This window comes from Pseudomonas sp. GM41(2012) (genome assembly GCF_000282315.2).
Taxonomy (GTDB): Bacteria; Pseudomonadota; Gammaproteobacteria; order Pseudomonadales; family Pseudomonadaceae; genus Aquipseudomonas.
This window is the reverse complement of record NZ_AKJN02000012.1, coordinates 248,581-266,980: the sequence shown is the minus strand read 5'-3', so window position 1 is coordinate 266,980 and position 18,400 is coordinate 248,581. Positions and strand designations below refer to the sequence as shown.

Sequence of the window (18,400 nt, the reverse complement as noted above, 5' to 3'; positions counted from 1 at the left end):
AGGCTCTATACCAAAGCGCCGTCCGCAGGCATTTGTGCCTGCGTACCCTTAAATCCCATTCGATTCATATGCCCTGTTTTTTACATAAACAGGAGTCAGAACATGCAACCCACCGCAATCGATAGCAAAAGCAAAAACCATCAGGGCGAGCGCGTTGCGTTCATCCAGGCCTGCTGGCACAAAGAAATCGTCGATCAGAGCCGTAAGGGCTTTGTGGCCGAAATGATTGCTCAGGGTTATCAGGAATCGGAGATCGATTTCTTCGAAGTCGGCGGCGCCTTTGAAATTCCTCTGCACGCCAAGCTGCTGGCCAAATCCGGTCGTTATGCCGGCATCGTTGCGGCAGGCCTGGTAGTCGACGGCGGCATCTATCGCCACGAATTCGTCGCCCAGTCGGTGATCAGCGGCTTGATGCAAGTTCAGCTGGAAACCGAAGTGCCGGTGTTCTCCGTGGTTTTGACCCCGCACCACTTCCATGCTGGCGAAGAACATCAGAAGTTCTTCTTCGAGCACTTTGTGCATAAAGGCCAGGAAGCGGCGAAAACGTGCGCGGATACGTTGCACAAGATGCGTGCTTTGCGTCGTAGCGAGCCACGTGCGGTAGCGGTGTAAACCCGATAAACCTGTGGGAGCGAGCCTGCTCGCGATAACGGACTGTCAGCCAACGCCCCTGTTGACTGATACACCGCTATCGCGAGCAGGCTCGCTCCCACATGGGCTTTATGTCGAACCTGATATCGCGGTCAGGCGAGGTTTTCGTCGGTAGTCGGCACAATCAGGATGCCGGCGCGCAGGCCATTCTTGACCTTGGGGTTCGGGAAGATGATCCGGGCACCCTCCTCCTCAATGATCCACCGGGTCTGGGCGATGTCTTCGGCCAGCAGGTAACCCACTTCCAACTCCGAAAAGTTCTCGATGTCCGCTGGCAGGTTCAAGCGGAAGCTATCGCTGTGCTTGATGATTTCTCGCGCCACGCTAAACAGCTGCAAACCATCCAGCGCTTCTTCGGTCTGGGCTGGCTCGTTGCCTTCGATAATCTGTTTGAGGCGCGTTTCCAGCAGATCGACGTTGACCCCATCGTTCTGCCCGAATGGCCGCGCCTTGCCCAGTTCAAGGGTGAAAGACTCGGCACCGAGTTTGTCGTAAGTGTAGGAGCTGAAAACGATGGACGGCTTGTTTTGCAGCAGCACCGCTTCCATCCCGGCAGCGCGCAGGCGCGCCAGTTCCAGACGTGAATGCTGACGGCCTTCCTTCCAGGGATACAGCGCGAACTGTTCGATTTTCGAGCCACGAATCGCGGTGTGCAGGTCATAGTGCAGACGGTTTCGATCCGGCAGGCTGAAGAAACTCGCCGCCAGTCGCTCCAGCTCACACGCGCGCAGGGCTTCGGAGCCGCTGCTTTGTTCGTGACGGCCGTTGAACAGCCGATTGACGTCCTGCTCGACGAAGCGCTCGCCTTTGCGAATCGCTTCCGGGTTACCGAACAGGAACAGAATACGTGTACGCGGTTTCAAGTCGCCGCGGGCGATGTCATGCAACAGGCGATCGAGCAACTCGATCGGCGCTGTTTCGTTGCCATGGATGCCGGCCGATAGCAGCAGGTCCAGGCCATTGTCGCGAGCTTCAGGTGGCCGGACTTCCAGCGCACCTTCGCTCAACCAGCGCATGCGCACGCCTTCGACAGTCAGTTGAGTCTTCTCCGCCGGTTCGCGGCCGGCGAGGGTCAGTTCAAGCAGTTTGCCGAGGGCGAGCATAGAGCGGTTTCCTTAGTGGTCGTGCTGGCAATCCGGGCCGTGCACGTGGTCTTCGTCACCGACTTCAGCCGGTTCCATTTCCAGTTGCAGACTTACCAGATTAGTCGCCAATGGGCGCAGCAGCAGGTTTGCGTATTCAGCGTCACCTTCTTCGACGTCCACGCCGATCAGCAATTGGCCGAGGCCGTCTTGCTGAATCCACAGCTCTTTGCCTTGCCACATGACCGCGACGCGGGTGCAGGAAGTTTCCAGTTGCGTGCCGTCGGTGTCTTCAAGGATCAGCTGCAGGGTATCGCTCATGTTTTTACGCTCTCGACGTTCAATTGATCTGGAATGGATAAACCGCGCCCAGTTTAAGGATTTGCGTCAGTTCATCCAGTGCCGTCCGGCACTCAAGCAGCAATTGCGGGTCCGCAAGATCGTTTTCGGTCATGCGGTCGCGGTAGTGCTTGTCGACCCATTCGGTCAGGGTGCCGTACAACGGTGCCGTCATGATAACCCCTGGGTTGACGGCCGCCAGTTCGGTTTCGTTGAGCGCGACGCGCAGTCGCAGGCAAGCCGGGCCGCCGCCGTTCTGCATGCTCTGCTTCAAATCGAACACTTTCACTTCGCGGATCAGGCCGCCGGAGCTGGTCAAACCTTGCAGGTACTGCCAGACGCGCTCGTTGCCACGGCATTCTTCCGGCACGATCAACAGCATCGAGCCGTCAGGACGCGACAGCAGTTGGCTATTGAACAGGTAGGAACGAACGGCGTCTTCCACGGTGACCGCGGAACGCGGTACGCAGACCGACTGAAATTTCCCACCGACTTTGGCGAGTTTGCTCTGCAATTCGGCCAGCATCTGCTCGGTGTCGAGGAACGCGTCCTCGTGATAGAACAACACTTCGCCGTTACCCACCGCGATCACATCGTTGTGAAAAACGCCCTGATCGATCACCGAAGGGTTCTGCTGAGCGTAGACCACGCCGTCATCGCTCAAGCCGTGCAGGCGGGCAACCGCTTGGGAGGCTTCGAGGGTCTGGCGGGCCGGGTATTTTTGCGGTGCCGGATAACGGGTGTCGAACGCGCTGCGACCGAACACGAAGAACTCGACGCCTGCGTCGCCGTATTCACGGCAGAAACGGGTGTGGTTGGCTGCACCCTCGTCCCCGAACTGCGCCACGGCCGGCAATGCTGCGTGGTGAGCGAAGTGTTTCTGGTCAGCGAACATCGCCCCCAGCACGCGACTGGTGGTCGGGTGTTCGATGCTGCGGTGATATTTGCAGTTCAGGTTGGCCGCGGTGAAATGCACACGGCCATCCGCGGTGTCGGCACTCGGGCTGACGGTGGCGGCGTTGGCCACCCACATGCTCGACGCCGAGCAACTGGCCACCAGCAACGGCATTGCATCTTTAGCCGCCTGCTCGATCACCTGAGCGTCGGTGCCGCTGAAACCCAAACGACGCAGGGCTGCCACGTCCGGGCGTTCCTGTGGTGCCAGCACGCCCTGTTGAAAGCCCATTTCCATCAGCGATTTCATTTTCGCCAGGCCTTGCAGCGCGGCTTCCTTCGGGTTCGAAGACTGCTGGCTGTTGCTCTGGGACGCGACGTTGCCGTAGGACAAACCGCCGTAGTTATGGGTCGGCCCCACTAGACCGTCAAAATTGACTTCATAGGATTTCATCAGCGAGGCTCCACGAGAATCTGTTGTTATAGGCTTCAGTAACTAACTGTTCAGTGCGACCGAGTCGCGGCCATCGCGAGCAAGCTCGGCTCCTACAGGTTCGGAGGTGTTCACACACTTTGTGTCCGACGCAAATCCTGTGGGAGCCAGCCTGCTGGCGATGGGCATCACGCCATTTTCACGCCGGGCGTAAGGGTCGCAGGCATCACCAGACTCGGGGTTTCCAGCGAAGCGACCGGGTACGCGCAGTAATCTGCCGCGTAGTAGGCGCTGGCGCGGTGGTTGCCCGAGGCGCCGACACCGCCGAATGGCGCGCTGCTCGCAGCACCGGTCAACTGTTTGTTCCAGTTGACGATGCCCGCACGGCTTTCCAGCCAGAACTGCTGATAACGCGCTTCGGAATCCGACAGCAGACCGGCCGCCAGGCCATAGTCGGTGTCGTTGGCTTCAGCGATCGCCGCCTCAAAATCAGCGTAGCGGATCACTTGCAGCAGCGGGCCGAACAGCTCTTCGTCAGGGCGATCAGCCACTGCCGTGACGTCCAGAATACCAGGGGTCAGCAAGGCAGCTTGAGCTTGTGGCTGAGTCATTTCCAGCAGCGCGACTGCGCCGTTACCCAGCAGATGCTCCTGCGCATCCATCAGTGCTTTCGCAGCGCCGAGGGAAATCACCGAGCCCATGAACGGTGCCGGTTGCTGATCAAACGCGCCGACTTCAATCGTCGAGCTGACCGCCACCAGACGCGCCAGCAGTGTGTCGCCCCAGGCGCCCTGCGGCACCAGCAAGCGGCGTGCACAGGTGCAACGCTGACCGGCGGAAATGAATGCCGACTGGATGATGGTGTAAACGGCAGCATCAAGGTCTGCGACCTGATCAACGACCAGCGGGTTGTTACCGCCCATTTCCAGCGCGAGGATCTTGTCCGGACGGCCGGCAAACTGTTGGTGCAGGTGATTGCCGGTGCGGCTGGAGCCGGTGAAGAACAAGCCATCGATGCCCGGGTTCGCCGCCAGGGCGATACCGGTCTCGCGAGCGCCTTGCAGCAGGTTCAACACGCCTGCCGGCAGACCGGCTTCGATCCAGCACTTGACCGTCAGTTCGGCGACTTTCGGCGTCAGCTCGCTGGGTTTGAACAGCACACTGTTACCGGCCAGCAGCGCCGGCACGATGTGACCGTTCGGCAAGTGACCCGGGAAGTTGTAAGGCCCGAACACCGCAACCACACCGTGTGGCTTGTGGCGCAACACGGCAGTGGCGTCGCCCAACGGGCCGCTCTTCTCGCCGGTGCGTTCGCGGTAGCTCTGCACCGAGATCGCAATCTTGTTGACCATGCTGGTGACTTCGGTAGCCGCTTCCCACAAAGGTTTGCCGGTTTCCTCACCGATGGTGCGAGCCAGTTCGTCAGCATTGTTCTTCAGCGCGGCGGCAAAGGCCTCCAGCACGGTGATGCGCTCTTCCAGGGTACGTCGGGCCCAGCTCGGGAATGCCTGGCGCGCGGCTTGTACGGCCGATTCAACCTGGGCAGTGGTAGCGCCTTCGCCGGCCCACAGCACTTGTTGGGTTACCGGGTTCAGCGACTGAAAGGCTTCACCCTGGCCGGCCAGCCATTCACCTGCGATGTATAGCGAATTCATTATTTCGACTCCCTGGCAGCGGACAACGGAACGGCGCGTACTTGATCGCCGGCGTTGAGTTGAAGGCGTTTGGCGGTCAGTGGATCGACCACCAGCGTACCGGCGGCGAAACGTGCAGGAGCAGCAGTGATCCGGCAGTCTTCGCGCTTGCGGTTATGAATCAGGAACGGTGTGGCGTCGTCACCCGGTGTGCCGATGGCCAGCACCAGCGCTTGGCTGTCGCGTACTGCGCGGATCTTGCCAGTTTCGCACTCCACCGCAGGACCGGCGTCGAAGATGTCGACGTAGCCCTGATAGCTAAAGCCTTCGCTTTTGAGCATGGCCAGCGCCGGCTCGGTGTCCGGATGAACCTGGCCGATCACGTTGCGCGCATCTTCCGACAGGAAGCAGGTGTACAACGGGAATTTCGGCATCAGTTCGGCGATGAACGCCTTGTTGCCCACGCCAGTCAGGTAGTCAGCCTGGCTGAATTCCATCTTGAAGAAGTGACGACCCAGGCTTTCCCAGAACGGCGAACGCCCCGCTTCGTCGGACATACCGCGCATCTCGGCGATGATCTTGTTGCCGAACAGCTGCGGGAACTCGGCGATGAACAGCATCCGCGCCTTGGCCAGCATGCGACCGTTGAGGCCCGTGCGGTAGTCGGCGTGCAGGAACAGCGAGCACAGCTCGGAGTTACCGGTCAGGTCGTTGGCCAGGAACAGCGTCGGGATTTCGCGGTAGATGTTCAACTCTTGCGAAGCGCTGACGGTCAGGCCAACCCGGAAGTTGTACCAAGGCTCACGCAGACCGACGGCGCCAGCGATGGCGGAAATACCCACCACGCGGCCGTCATCGTCTTCGAGCACGAACAGGTAGTCCGCATCGCCCCGCCCGGCTTCGCCGCGGAAGGTCTTCTCGGCCCAGCCGACCCGATGGGCCAGACGCTCTTCATTGGCCGGCAAGGTGGTCAGGCCGGTGCCGGTGCTGCGGGCCAGGTCGATCAGAGCGGGTAAATCGCTGCTGCGTACGGGACGAACGATCATGCTATCTCCTCAAACGGGCCGCTTACGCCACCCGTGAAACTCGCTGCTTTACTAAGCATTCACTCTTTATAGGCATAGCAGCAGGCGTTAAACCGCCACCAGGCGCACGCTGGCACCTTCACCGACGCCCAAGGCTTCGGCCGCTTCAAGATCCAGGGTCACGGGTTTGCCCGGCGCGTAATCGAGCTCAAGCAAAACGGCGCGGTAATCCTGCAACTGGGCGTTAGCCACCAGGTACTGACGACCGGCGCCTTTGACCGGCTCGCCGATTTTCACCGGGACGACCCGGCTCTGGGCAATCGAACGGATCCCCGAGACACGGGCGTGCAGGGTCGGCCCGCCGTCGAAAATGTCGATGTAGTGATCGGTCTCGAAGCCTTCGCGCATCAGTATGTCGAAGGTGATCTGCGCCCGTGGGTGCACCTGGCCCATCGCCTCTTGAGCGGAGTCCGGCAGCAGCGGCACATAGATCGGGTAATGCGGCATCAGCTCGGCCAGGAACGTCCGGCTCTTCAGACCGCACAGACGCTCGGCAGCGGCGTAGTTGAGGTCGAAGAAATTACGACCGATGGCATCCCAGAACGGTGAATCACCATTTTCATCGCTGTAACCGACGATCTCGGTCACCACGGAATCGGCAAAACGCTCCGGATGGCTGGCGACGAACAGCAAGCGACCACGGGAGTTGAGTTCCGACCACGCCGAACCCACCAGTTCAGGCAGCACGTAGAAACTGGTCAGCAAGCTGTTGCCGGTCAGGTCGTGGCACTGGGAGAGCACGTGGATCTTGTTATGAATCTTCAGCTCGCGGGAAGCGTGCACAAAGGTTTCATTACGGAAGCTATAGAACGGCTCGGAATAACCGGCCGACGCAACGATGGCCGAGCAGCCCACCAGTTTGCCGGTGGCGGTGTCTTCGAGGACGAAGAAATAGCTCTCTTCACCGTTGAAGCTGACTTCGGCGGCGAACGAGGCTTCGCTTGCCGCGATCTTGTCGCTCAGGCGTTCAACGTCATCCGGCAAGGAAGTGACACCAATCGGGCTGTCCGCAGCCAGACGCTGTACCTCGCCCAGATCAGCCATTTGCGCGGGGCGCATCACCAGCATGGTGTCACTCCTTTCTCGAAAAACTCTTGAGGGAAATAGTTCCAGACAGATCACTGAGACACTGTGGGAGCGAGCCTGCTCGCGATTGCGTCCTGTCAGTCAACAAAGATGTTGCCTGTCAGGCCCTCTTCGCGAGCAGGCTCGCTCCCACATTTGGTCCGGTCTGGAACAAAAAAATTGTTTCGACGCCTGAAAATGTCAGGCGTCGAAGGGTCTATCAGGCTTGCGTCAGTTTCGCCGCGGCGCGCTCGAATCGATCCAGACCGGCATCGATATCGGCGTCTTCAACCACCAGGCTTGGCGCGAAACGAACCACATCCGGGCCGGCTTGCAGAATCATCAGGCCTTCTTTTTCAGCGGCGTTGAAGATGTCCTTGGCCTTGCCTTTCCAGGCATCGTTCAGCACGCAACCGATCAACAAGCCCATACCCCGGACTTGGGTGAACAGGCCGTACTTCTCGCCGATCTGCTCCAGGCGGGCCTTGAACTTGTCGTGCTTGGCGTTGACGCCGGCCAGCACTTCAGGGGTGTTAACCACGTCGATCACAGCTTCCGCGACAGCGCACGCCAACGGGTTACCGCCGTAGGTGGTGCCGTGAGTGCCGACGACCAGGTGTTTGGCCAGGTCTTCGGTGGTCAGCATTGCGGCGATCGGGAAACCGCCGCCCAGGCTCTTGGCGGTGGTCAGGATGTCCGGAATCACGCCGTATTGCTGGTAGGCGAACAGCTTGCCCGTGCGGCCCATACCGGTCTGCACTTCATCGAACACCAGCAGCGCTTTGTGCGCGTCGCACAGATCACGGGCACCTTGCAGGTACTTGAGTTCGGCCGGAATCACGCCGCTCTCGCCCTGGATCGGTTCCAGAACCACAGCGCAAGTCTTGTCGGAAATGGCAGCTTTCAGCGCGGCCAGATCGTTGTACGGCACGTGGGTGATACCGGTGATCTTCGGACCGAAGCCATCGGAATACTTCGACTGACCACCGACGTTCACGGTGAACAGGGTACGACCGTGGAAGCTGTTGAGCGCGGCGATGATTTCGTACTTCTCGCTGCCGAAACGATCGAAACCGACGCGACGGGCCAGCTTGAAGGCGGCCTCGTTGGCTTCGGCGCCGGAGTTGCAGAAGAACGCGCGCTCGGCAAACGTGGCGTTGATCAGCTTATGGGCCAGGCGCAAGGCCGGCTCATTGGTGAACACGTTGGACACGTGCCACAGCTTGTTCGCCTGCTCGGTCAAGGCACCGACCAGCGCCGGGTGCGCATGGCCCAATACGTTAACGGCAATCCCGCCGGCGAAGTCGATCAGCTCGCGGCCAGACTGGTCCCAGACGTGGGAACCGGCGCCACGCACAGGGATGAAAGCGGCAGGCGCGTAGTTGGGAACCATTACCTGGTCGAAATCGGCGCGTTGTACCGCAGCGTGCTCAACGGACATCGGAGTCTCCTGATGAGGAACACTCGCCTGAAACTGGCGAGCGATGAGGGGATTGTAAGGACAGTTTTCAGCCCGGCCTTGCCGCCAAGCGACAACTTCTTATAGCGCAAACCCCGGTTTCAGCCGGGTTTACGGCAATGCGACAAATAGCGTCGCAAAGGCGCAGTTTAAACTGCCGGCACAGGTTATAGGCAGGGTTGTCGAGCGGTGCGGTAAATATGTACCGCACGGGACCGATCATCGTCTGTTTTGCTGGCGGCTCATTCAAAACGCTAAGGGAATAGCGCATGAGCCGATACGAGAACGGTCGTCCTTCCACTACTGGAGACAGCGAATCCGCTACGCAACCGGACGATCACTACCATCACCTGTTCAACAATCTGCCAGCCTGGGTATTAGAAGCATCGTCCAGTACACACAGCGCCCTCAAGAACGCCACGTTTATGACGCCGGACTGGCATGGCACCGCAACACCGGGGCAGCACCAGTCGCTGAAAAAGCTCAGTCAGGAACACTGGACCCATCGAAATCGTCTGGACTCAATGCTGTCGAACCTGCAAAGCGCACAAGCCTTTGCCGAACCGATGCTGAGCGACGCCCTGAAAACCCGGTTTGACCTGGATCTGGACGTCAAAACCACCTTCCTGCGCCTGTACATCCCTCAAACCGTGCCGCTTTTCGGAATCAAGACCGGCGCCGCGCGCACCTGGACCGTGTCGATGCTCGACGCGGCCCTGCACAACTTTCAGGAATCGGAAACAGCGACAGGGGCTTACGAGCCAGCCTCCACGTTCATCACCGAACCTTCGCCCACAGGGCAGTTCGATACGCTGCCGGCGGTCAAGCAAAAGCTCACTATCCCGGCCTTCGCACGGTTATGCCGGGAACTGGATATCGGCGCCCGGTACAACGCTTACCTCAAAGACAATCTGGGGCTGTCGAACCCGGTAGCCGGTGCGGTGTTGAAATCGAAGGTGATCGGCTCGCACAAAACAGCACTCAAATCTGCGCTGCAGATGGCGCAAATCCGAAAGGATATTCCAGCGGATGCCTATCTCTCGATCCTGCGCATTCTGGAAAGGCGTTCGGGTGCTCGACTGGATGGACAGCCGCTGCATGGTCACGACCTGACAATGATGTCTTCCTCGCTGACCGGCATTGTCATTTTCGCGGCGAGCCTGGAACACGCACGCACGGCAACACGGATCATTGCCTACATCCCCGATGATCCAGAGCATCCTCTCAAGGAATACCCGAACACGTTGGCGTTCATGACCGAGCTGACCCGCAAACTGCGCGCGCCCGCTTATCAAACGTTCTTCAGTCGCTTCGTCGACCACAAGGAAAGAGGACATTTTTTCGCGGACCTCAACCGTCGCCTCCAGAGCGTGACCTGGCATCAACACCAACAGGGCGACCCACTGCCGAGCTGGCGCGAAACGCCCATCGACAAGCCTGATTTGCAGTTTTCGGCGATCCCGTTCAGAGCGGACCTGTGGAACCATCTCTATCAGCGACAGCTAAACAAGATCCTCAACGATGCAAGCACCCTCGCCGTCTCCACCGCCACCGCCGACAGCAACGCGCGATGGGCATTGTGGGATGCCTTCAGCAAAGTGGCCTCGACAATCCTTGAAATCGCGACGTTCGTTGCGTTGCCTTTCGTCCCGTTTCTCGGTGAATTGATGCTGGGCTACATGGCCTACCAGTTACTCGACGAAACCTTCGAAGGCATCGTGGACCTGGCTGAAGGGCTGAAAACAGAAGCGTTCGGGCATCTGATGACGTTCGTCGAAACGGTGGTTCAGGTGGGGACATTTGCGGTGGGCGGCGCCATCGCTGCCGGCACCCTCAGCCGCCTGCTCTCTCGTGAAGCTATTGCGCTTGTCGACCCACTCAAACCCGTTACAACGCCCGAAGGAAAAACCCGCTACTGGAAGCCGGATCTCAAGCCTTATGAACAAGTACTCGATTTGCCCGAAGGAGCAAAACCCGATCATCTGGGTCTCTATCAAAACAAGGGCAAAACGCTGCTGCCACTGGAGGGAAAACTGTATGCCGTGAAGCCCGACCGCATGTCAGGCACGCTTCAGATTGAGCATCCGAACCGAACTGATGCCTATCAACCGCCTCTGCTGCATAACAACCACGGCGCCTGGCACACAGAACTGGAGCAACCGCTGAACTGGGACCGGGAAAAAGTCATGCGTCGCCTCGGCCATAGCGTCGAGTCGTTCACCAGCGCCGAGCGCGAACAGATCCTGCGGGTCAGCGGTTACCACGACAACGTTATGCGCGAAATGCATGTCGAACATTATCGCCCGCCTTCGCTGCTGACAGACACGATCAAGCGCTTCAAGATCAACCGGGACATCGAAACCTTTATCGAGCAAATCGGCAGCGACCAACCCGAGCGCTATCGCAAGGCCGATGTGACCCTGCAACACCAACTGCTGAGCAACTACGACTCGTGGCCCGCCGACAAGCCAATGCCGGCGCCGCAAATCCAAACGCGAGCCTTCAGAAAGCTAACGGCTGAACTCGCCCGAAAGCACCACCAATCGCTGTTCGAGACACGCTACCGCGCAGAGGAAAAAAACGTTGATCAGCACCTTCAGCGATTGCTCGACGACGTGACAGGATTGCCGACCGATGTCGCGCAAGAGCTGGTGAGCAATGCAACCGGGACCGAGTTACGCCAGCTGCACAACGGTCGCACGCCCCCACGACTCAAGGAAACAGCACTGAAAGCCATGGAGGCCGTACGCGCAACCCGAGCCTGTGAAGGCCTTTATTCCGACATTCTGGACAACACCGACACCCACCGACTGGCCTTGCAAAGCCTGAATTCGCTGCCCGGTTTTCCCGCCGAACTGCGTATTGAGGTGAGGGATTACACCCATGACGGACGTGTGCGCGACAGCATTGGCCAGCTCGATGCACCGATTGTGAAAACACTGGTGCGCGCTGAAGTTGGCACTTACCAGGTATATCAAGACAGCGAATCGGAGCCCGGTGATTTTTATCAGGGACTTTTTCAGGCGCTGCCACAAGCACAACGCAATGCGCTGAGCCCATCGATCGCAAATGCTCAGGCACTCAAACTACGCATCGCCGAACATGCATTGAACCAACCGGCACTGCGCAAGCTGTTCGCAAAAAATCCCAATCGAAAACCGTTCTATGATCCGACGACCATGCGCTTGCCTGGCGGCTCGGATGGATACCGGCGCATGCCCTCCCCGACGCCATCCCTCAACGAACGTGTTCGCGAGGTTTACCCCAGCCTTTCCGAGGACGAGCTCCAGTCTGTTGTTCAGCAGTTACAAACGCATCCCGATGGCGCGCGCATTGAGCTCTCACGCCTGTCCCGCGAGCTCTCGCGACTGCATCAGGACCTGAATACCTGGATAAATGACTCGCCCACTATTCACCCGCAAACCCGAGCCTCCTTGAGTGCATTGGAACGGCAGGCTGCTCAACACAATCGCAGGCTGCTGGCCCAGGAAATCCAGCGCAGCTGGCGTCGACAAACAGAGCGAGACCTTGATGGCCCGAATGACACGCCGCGCTACACACTCAGATTTGCCGAGCCGATTCTTGGCGATCTACCCACACTGACGGCCGATTTCCCCCATGTGTCATGGCTGTCCCTTGAAGGGAATCATGCGGTGCAGGGTGTTACTGAGTTCCTGCAGCGCTTCAATGGTTTGCGCCGCCTCGATTTAAAACGCTTTTCCCTGCCCGCCCTCCCCGAGGCCATTCCTCGAATGACGGAACTTGATGCACTGGTGTTAAGCGATTGCGCAATCAGGTTCGATGCAGCCAATTGGGCGAAACTGTCTTCATTGAACAAACTGGCCATGCTGGATCTGTACCAAAACCCGTTCACTACGGTGCCCAGTGTCGAATCCATGCCTGAGCTTGTTTACCTGGACCTGAGCCGTACCGACCTGACGGAAATCCCAGCCAGCGTAATCAGCCACTCAAAACTCGAAACCGCCAAACTCCTGGGCAACAAGATCAGCGAGTTGCCTGCGGAGCTCTTCCAAAGTGAGGTGTACGGTAAGCACGGCATACACCTGACGCATAACCCGCTCTCGGACAATGCGCGACAAATGATCAAGCATCACTACTTCGACAGCTCATACGATTTGGGTATCCATGCCCCCGAAGCGGACATCGACCGAGTCAGAGCGCTGTACCCGAACCTGGAGGTCGAACAGGCGAGCGAGTTTGTCTATGAACTGTCCGGCACACTGGCTGACGGCCGGATCGAGCTGACAAACCTTGAAGCGGATCTGGCACAGTTGAGCAACGACTTGGCGGCATGGACCGCCGACCTTCCGGCCCAACACCCGTTGACGGGCGAACCGTTCACCGCCCAACAACAACTTGTCGAGCACATGAACCGTGACCAGTTCAAACAGACACTGGAGCAGTGCTGGCGGCATGAAAGCGAACTGGATGATTTCAATGAGGCGCTGGAGCCCACCTATGAACTCGTTTTCAAACCCCTCATCAACGGCGACCTGCCTACCCTGAACGCCGACTTCAGCCATGTGACATCGCTGGAGTTACGCAGCGCCGGCGGAGTGACCCGCGCCGGGCATTTTCTGGAGTCTTTCCCCAAACTCAAAAGCCTCAGACTGCGCGACTGTAATCTGGGCAACATTCCCGATGCGGTGTTCAAGATGGCTCAACTGCGGTCGCTGTCGCTCCCTGGTTGCCGCGTCAGACTGACAGCGGAATCGGCAAGTGCGCTGGCGGGAATGGAACAGCTCGATTATCTCGATCTGGCCCACAACCCCTTGGCGCAAACGCCTGACCTGAGTCAGATGATGGAGCTCAATACCGTTCTGCTGAACGACACCGGTATCACCGAAATCCCGCACGGCCTGCTGCAAATGACAGAGCTTGACTGGGCCGACCTCAGTGGCAACGCCATCACCGAAGTCCCCAGTGACGTGTTGGAACTGCCGGTGGAAATCGCTGAAAACATCAGTTTTCGAGGTAATCGGTTTTCCGAAGAGAGCCTGCTACGGCTGATCGGTTACTTCGAACGGACGGGCATGGACTTTGGCGTGGAAGAGGTGATCAATCGAGGAGAGATGGATATCTCGACGTCTGAAGGCTCCGAAATAGAGGAGTGAATCAGCCTCGGCAGGCGACGTGATTGCTCTGTCACCCACGCTCCGAGGGCACCGACGACAATTCGAACGGGCTGCTGCTGCGCCGCTGGTTGCGATCTTCCCGCGGCGTGGCACCGAAGAAGTTGCGGTAGGCGCTGGAGAAATGCGGCCCCGAGGAGAAGCCACACGACAGGCCGATCTGGATGATCGACTTGCTGGTTTGCATCAACATCTGCCGGGCCTTGTTCAGGCGCAGTTCCAGGTAGTACTGGCTCGGCACGCGGTTGAGGTATTGCTTGAAGATCCGCTCCAGCTGCCGACGGGACACGCACACATGCTGGGCGATTTCGTCAGTGGTCAACGGCTCTTCGATGTTGGCCTCCATCAGCAATACGGCTTGGGTGAGCTTCGGATGGCTGGAGCCGAGACGGTTCTGTAGGGGGATGCGCTGGCGCTCGCCACCCTCGCGGATGCGCTCGACCACCAGTTCTTCCGAGACGGCACCGGCCAGTTCGGCGCCGTGGTCGCGGGCCAGCACGGCCAGCAGCAAGTCGAGTACCGACATGCCGCCGCACGCGGTCAGGCGATCGCGATCCCAGTCGAACAGATGGCTGGTAGCAATGACTTTCGGGAAACGTTCGGTGAAATCGTCCTGCCAGCGCCAATGCACGGCAGCGCGATAACCGTCGAGCAAACCCAGTTGGGCCAACGGGTAAACACCGGCCGACAAACCACCGATCACGCAGCCAGCACGCACTAGCTGTTTCAGCGCACTGCTGAGCGCCGGCGCGAGTGTGGTCGGCGGCTCATCGGCGAGCAGGAACAATTTCTGAAAGTTCTCGAGCTTGCCGGCCCACGGCTCACCCGGCAATTGCCAGGCGCCTTCGGTCGGCGGTTCGGCCTGCAAAAACGACAGTTCGTAGACAACGTCCGGATGCACACGCTGGGCAACACGCAAGGCCTCCTCAGCCAGCGCAAGCGTCAGTGCTTTAGTGCTGGGCCAAATCAGGAAACCAATTCGATGGGCAGTCATGGCGGGCAATCCGAAACGAAAACAGTGATGAAGGCATGGGCCAATGCTAGCCCGTAAATGAACGCAAATCTCGAAGCCGGCAAAGATCAAATGTGGGAGCTGGCTTGCCGCTCCCCTCCTGTAGGAGCTGTCGAGTGAAACGAGGCTGCGATCTTTTGATCCTGGTTTTTTAAAAGATCAAAAGATCGCAGCCTCGTTTCACTCGACAGCTCCTACAGGGGGTTGGCAAGCCCGCTCACACAAGGGATCGGGGCCAGCCTCTAGGTTGCGAAGCATGCACTATCCCGGTGCGCAACGGGAGTTCGGTTTACTTCAGGCTACCCGAGAGGAATTGTTGCAGACGTTCGGACTGTGGATTGACCAGCACCTCACGCGGGTTGCCGCTTTCTTCGACGACACCTTTGTGCAGGAACACCAGCTGGTTCGACACTTCACGGGCGAAGCCCATTTCGTGCGTCACCACCACCATGGTCCTGCCTTCCAGTGCCAGGGCCTGCATGACTTTCAGCACGTCGCCCACCAGTTCCGGGTCGAGCGCCGACGTCGGTTCGTCGAACAGCATCACCTCAGGTTCCATCGCCAACGCACGAGCAATCGCCACACGCTGCTGCTCGCCGCCGGACATATGGCCCGGGTAAGCGTCTTTGCGATGCGCCACACCGACCTTGTTCAGGTAGTGCTCAGCCTTCTCACGGGCTTCGGCCTTGGACATGCCGAGCACGTGGACCGGCGCTTCCATGATGTTTTCCAGCGCGGTCATGTGCGACCACAGGTTGAAATGCTGGAACACCATCGACAGGCGCGAACGCATGCGTTGCAGCTGTTTCGGGTCGGCCGCTTTCAGCGCGCCGTCCTTGTTGGCGACCAGTTTCAGCTCTTCGTTGTTGAGCAGAATTTTGCCCGCGTGCGGCTGCTCCAGCAGGTTGATGCAGCGCAGGAAAGTACTTTTGCCGGAGCCACTGGAGCCGATGATGCTGATCACATCGCCAGCCGCCGCTTTCAGGGACACGCCCTTGAGCACTTCGTGACTGCCATAGCGTTTATGCAGGTCTTGGACTTCAAGTTTGTACATGCGGTCGGTTCTCACAAAAACAGTCAGTCGTTGAGCAAGCGCCCGTGACGCAGCGCTTCGCGCCCCGCCACCTTGGCCAGCCAGAAACCGGGTTGGGCATAACGCAGCCGTTCAATGGCAAACAGCACCCCGGACGTACCAGCACACACCGTGCTGACCCGATCCGATAACGGATCGATCACTTCGAAAATCTCATCGCCGGCTTCAATCCATTCACCGGGTTTACGCAAGAAACTGATCACGCCAGGGTGTGGCGCAAACAGTAATTCGGTGCCTTCGAACGGCATGCCTTCGCAAGCGTCTTGCGCAGGTTTTGGCCATTCGCCGCTGATCAAGCCTTGCTCGGCGAGGAACGCCAGAATGCCTTCAGCGTAAGCCATCGCCTCTGGACGACCGGTATCGGCCTGACCACCCAGTTCAATGGTAGTCGCCAGGCAGGCCAGTGGAATCTGCGCATCAGGAAACAGACGCGACAGACGCAACCACGGCAGCGAACAGGCTTCGTCGAAGGAGCTGCCACCGGAATCTTCCGCCAGCAGGCCCACCTTGACGTCGAGGTGCGCGGCGAGCGAACGCCATTGCGGCCAGTGTTGCGGCAAGGCGTACATGTGCAGCGCCGCTTCGGCATCGCAATGCAGATCCAGCACCACGTCAGCGGTGCAGGCATGGCTCAGCAAAATGCGCTGCATGCCTTGCAACTGACTGGCGGCCGGCGGCAATGCTGCGAGCACGTCACTCATGGTCTGACGGATCAGCTGAATATTGGCGTGCGGATCATCACCCAGGTGCCCTTTCAGCTCGGCGGCCACTGGCGCGCTCAGCTCGACGAAATCCCGGTTGAAGTTCTTGCCACTGCCCGCCTCAAAACGCCCTTGATGATTGCCTTGCAGCAGTTGACCGAGGCCCAGTGGATTGGCCACCGGCACCAGTTCGATCACACCGTTGAGCAAGCCTTGGGCTTCGAGTTCGGTCAGGCGCTTTTTCAGCTCCCAGGCCGTGCGCATCCCCGGCAATTCATCGGCGTGCAGGCTGGCCTGGATGTAGGCCTTGCGCTCGCCACTCCCGAAGCGGAACACCGAAATCTGGCGTTCGCTGCCCAAGTGGCTCCACGGCAATGAATGATCGATGCGTTCCATATCAGTGCTTCCGCGGGGCCAGATAGCCCAGCCAGCGGCGCTCGGCCAGTTTGAACATCCGCACCAGAATGAACGTCAGGCACAGGTAGAACACGCCGGCGGTGATGTAGGCTTCGAACGGCAGGTAGAACTGAGCGTTGACCGTGCGCGCAGCACCGGTGATGTCGATCAGGGTCACGATGGACGCTAGACTGGTGGTCTGCAGCATCATGATCACTTCGTTGCTGTACTGCGGCAGCGCCCGGCGCAGGGCCGACGGCAGCAAGATGCGCTTGTACATCTTGTAGCGCGACATGCCCATCGCCTTGGCGGCTTCGATCTCACCGTTCGGCGTGGCACGCAGGCTGCCGGCGATGATTTCAGCGGTGTAGGCGCTGGTGTTGATCGCGAAGGCCAGGCACGCACAGAACGTCGCGCTGGACAGCCACGGCCAGAGGAAGCTTTCACGAACCGCTTCGAACTGCGCCAGACCGTAGTAGATCAAAAACAGCTGCACCAGCATCGGCGTGCCGCGGATCACGTAGGTGTAGAGCCAGGCGCTCATGTTGACGGCCGCATTTTTCGAGACGCGCATCAAGCCCAGCGGCAACGCGCACAGCAGGCCGAAAAATAGCGACAGCGCGAGCAATTTGAGGGTGGTCACCAGGCCGCCGAAGTACAGCGGCAGGGCCTCCCAAATGACGTTGTAGTCGAAGATCATAGATCAGCCGCCCTTACGCCTACCGAGTAGCGCTTCTCAAGGTGACGCAATGCGAGCAACGAGACGCTGGTGATCACCAGGTACATTGCCGCCACTGCGAGGAAGAAGGTGAAAGGCTCGCGGGTGGCATCTGCCGCCTGCTTGGCCTTGAACATCATGTCTTGCAGCCCCACCACCGAAATCAGCGCGGTGGCCTTGGTCAGTACCAGCCAGTTGTTGGTAAAACCCGGAATCGCCAGGCGAATCATCTGTGGCACCAACACCCGGAAGAACACCTGAAAACTGCTCATGCCGTACGCCATGCCGGCTTCTGCCTGACCTTTCGGGATCGCCATGAAGGCACCACGGAAGGTTTCCGACAGGTACGCACCGAAGATGAAGCCCAGGGTGCCGATACCGGCGGCCAACGGGTTCAGGTCGATGTAGTCGTCAAAGCCGAGCATCGGCGCGACACGGTTGAGCAGGTCCTGACCACCGTAGAAAATCAGCAGGATCAGTACCAGGTCGGGAATCCCGCGGATCACCGTGGAATACAGGTCGCCCAGCCAGGCCAGCCAGCGAATCGGGGACAGACGCAGCGCAACGCCGATCAGACCCAGAACAATGGCCAAGACCATGGACGACAAGGCGAGCTGAAGCGTCAGCCATGCGCCATCGAGGATGACAGCCCCGTAGCCTTTCAACATGATTCAGGTCCTCGAAA

General features: G+C 59.3%; 14 protein-coding genes. 2 read left to right on the top strand and 12 right to left on the bottom strand.

The window, feature by feature from the left end:
* Positions 1-102 precede the first annotated feature (102 nt).
* The gene (locus tag PMI27_RS00065) at positions 103-612 is read left to right on the top strand and encodes a 6,7-dimethyl-8-ribityllumazine synthase (RefSeq protein ID WP_007943897.1); all 510 of its coding nucleotides are present in this window, start codon (positions 103-105) and stop codon (positions 610-612) included.
* A gap of 131 nt (positions 613-743) precedes the next feature.
* Here PMI27_RS00065 and astE read toward each other — a convergent pair whose 3' ends face one another.
* The 7 genes from astE to PMI27_RS00100 all read right to left on the bottom strand — a co-directional run bounded on the left by astE (position 744) and on the right by PMI27_RS00100 (position 8,624).
* Complete coding sequence (astE, locus tag PMI27_RS00070) at positions 744-1,754, bottom strand: succinylglutamate desuccinylase (protein ID WP_008154306.1); 1,011 nt, start codon at positions 1,752-1,754, stop codon at positions 744-746.
* 12 nt (positions 1,755-1,766) lie between these two features.
* On the bottom strand, positions 1,767-2,054 hold the full coding sequence (locus PMI27_RS00075) for a hypothetical protein (protein ID WP_008154307.1): 288 nt from the start codon (positions 2,052-2,054) through the stop codon (positions 1,767-1,769).
* 19 nt (positions 2,055-2,073) lie between these two features.
* Positions 2,074-3,420 (bottom strand): N-succinylarginine dihydrolase, encoded by a 1,347-nt coding sequence (gene astB / locus PMI27_RS00080; RefSeq protein ID WP_008154309.1) that lies wholly within the window; start codon positions 3,418-3,420, stop codon positions 2,074-2,076.
* Between the two features lie 167 nt (positions 3,421-3,587).
* A complete protein-coding gene (astD, locus tag PMI27_RS00085; protein WP_166675911.1) occupies positions 3,588-5,057 on the bottom strand; it encodes a succinylglutamate-semialdehyde dehydrogenase in 1,470 nt (489 codons plus the stop codon).
* Entirely contained in the window at positions 5,054-6,079 is a 1,026-nt protein-coding gene (gene astA / locus PMI27_RS00090) for an arginine N-succinyltransferase (RefSeq protein ID WP_008154313.1), read from the bottom strand. Before astA ends, astD begins: the two co-directional genes overlap by 4 nt.
* An 87-nt stretch (positions 6,080-6,166) precedes the next feature.
* Positions 6,167-7,186 carry an arginine/ornithine succinyltransferase subunit alpha gene (gene aruF / locus PMI27_RS00095; RefSeq protein ID WP_008154316.1) on the bottom strand — a complete coding sequence of 340 codons (1,020 nt, stop codon included), beginning with the start codon at positions 7,184-7,186 and terminating at the stop codon, positions 6,167-6,169.
* Positions 7,187-7,403: 217 nt separating this feature from the next.
* Positions 7,404-8,624, bottom strand: a complete 1,221-nt coding sequence (locus PMI27_RS00100) for an aspartate aminotransferase family protein (protein WP_008154318.1) — start codon at positions 8,622-8,624, stop codon at positions 7,404-7,406.
* A gap of 287 nt (positions 8,625-8,911) precedes the next feature.
* Between PMI27_RS00100 and PMI27_RS00105 the strand changes: the two genes are divergently transcribed.
* Entirely contained in the window at positions 8,912-13,777 is a 4,866-nt protein-coding gene (locus PMI27_RS00105; protein ID WP_008154320.1) for a leucine-rich repeat domain-containing protein, read from the top strand.
* A 31-nt stretch (positions 13,778-13,808) separates the two neighbouring features.
* Here PMI27_RS00105 and argR read toward each other — a convergent pair whose 3' ends face one another.
* The 5 genes from argR to PMI27_RS00130 form a co-directional block, all read right to left on the bottom strand.
* Complete coding sequence (argR, locus tag PMI27_RS00110) at positions 13,809-14,789, bottom strand: transcriptional regulator ArgR (protein WP_008154322.1); 981 nt, start codon at positions 14,787-14,789, stop codon at positions 13,809-13,811.
* A 307-nt stretch (positions 14,790-15,096) separates the two neighbouring features.
* The gene (locus PMI27_RS00115; protein ID WP_008154324.1) at positions 15,097-15,861 is read right to left on the bottom strand and encodes an ABC transporter ATP-binding protein; all 765 of its coding nucleotides are present in this window, start codon (positions 15,859-15,861) and stop codon (positions 15,097-15,099) included.
* A gap of 23 nt (positions 15,862-15,884) precedes the next feature.
* The gene (locus PMI27_RS00120) at positions 15,885-16,997 is read right to left on the bottom strand and encodes a M14 family metallopeptidase (protein WP_008154326.1); all 1,113 of its coding nucleotides are present in this window, start codon (positions 16,995-16,997) and stop codon (positions 15,885-15,887) included.
* Between the two features lies 1 nt (position 16,998).
* A complete protein-coding gene (locus PMI27_RS00125) occupies positions 16,999-17,697 on the bottom strand; it encodes an ABC transporter permease (RefSeq protein ID WP_008154328.1) in 699 nt (232 codons plus the stop codon).
* Positions 17,694-18,383: an ABC transporter permease gene (locus PMI27_RS00130; RefSeq protein WP_008154330.1), complete on the bottom strand. Its 690-nt coding sequence runs from the start codon at positions 18,381-18,383 to the stop codon at positions 17,694-17,696. The genes PMI27_RS00125 and PMI27_RS00130 overlap by 4 nt, the downstream gene beginning before the upstream one ends.
* Positions 18,384-18,400 lie beyond the last annotated feature (17 nt).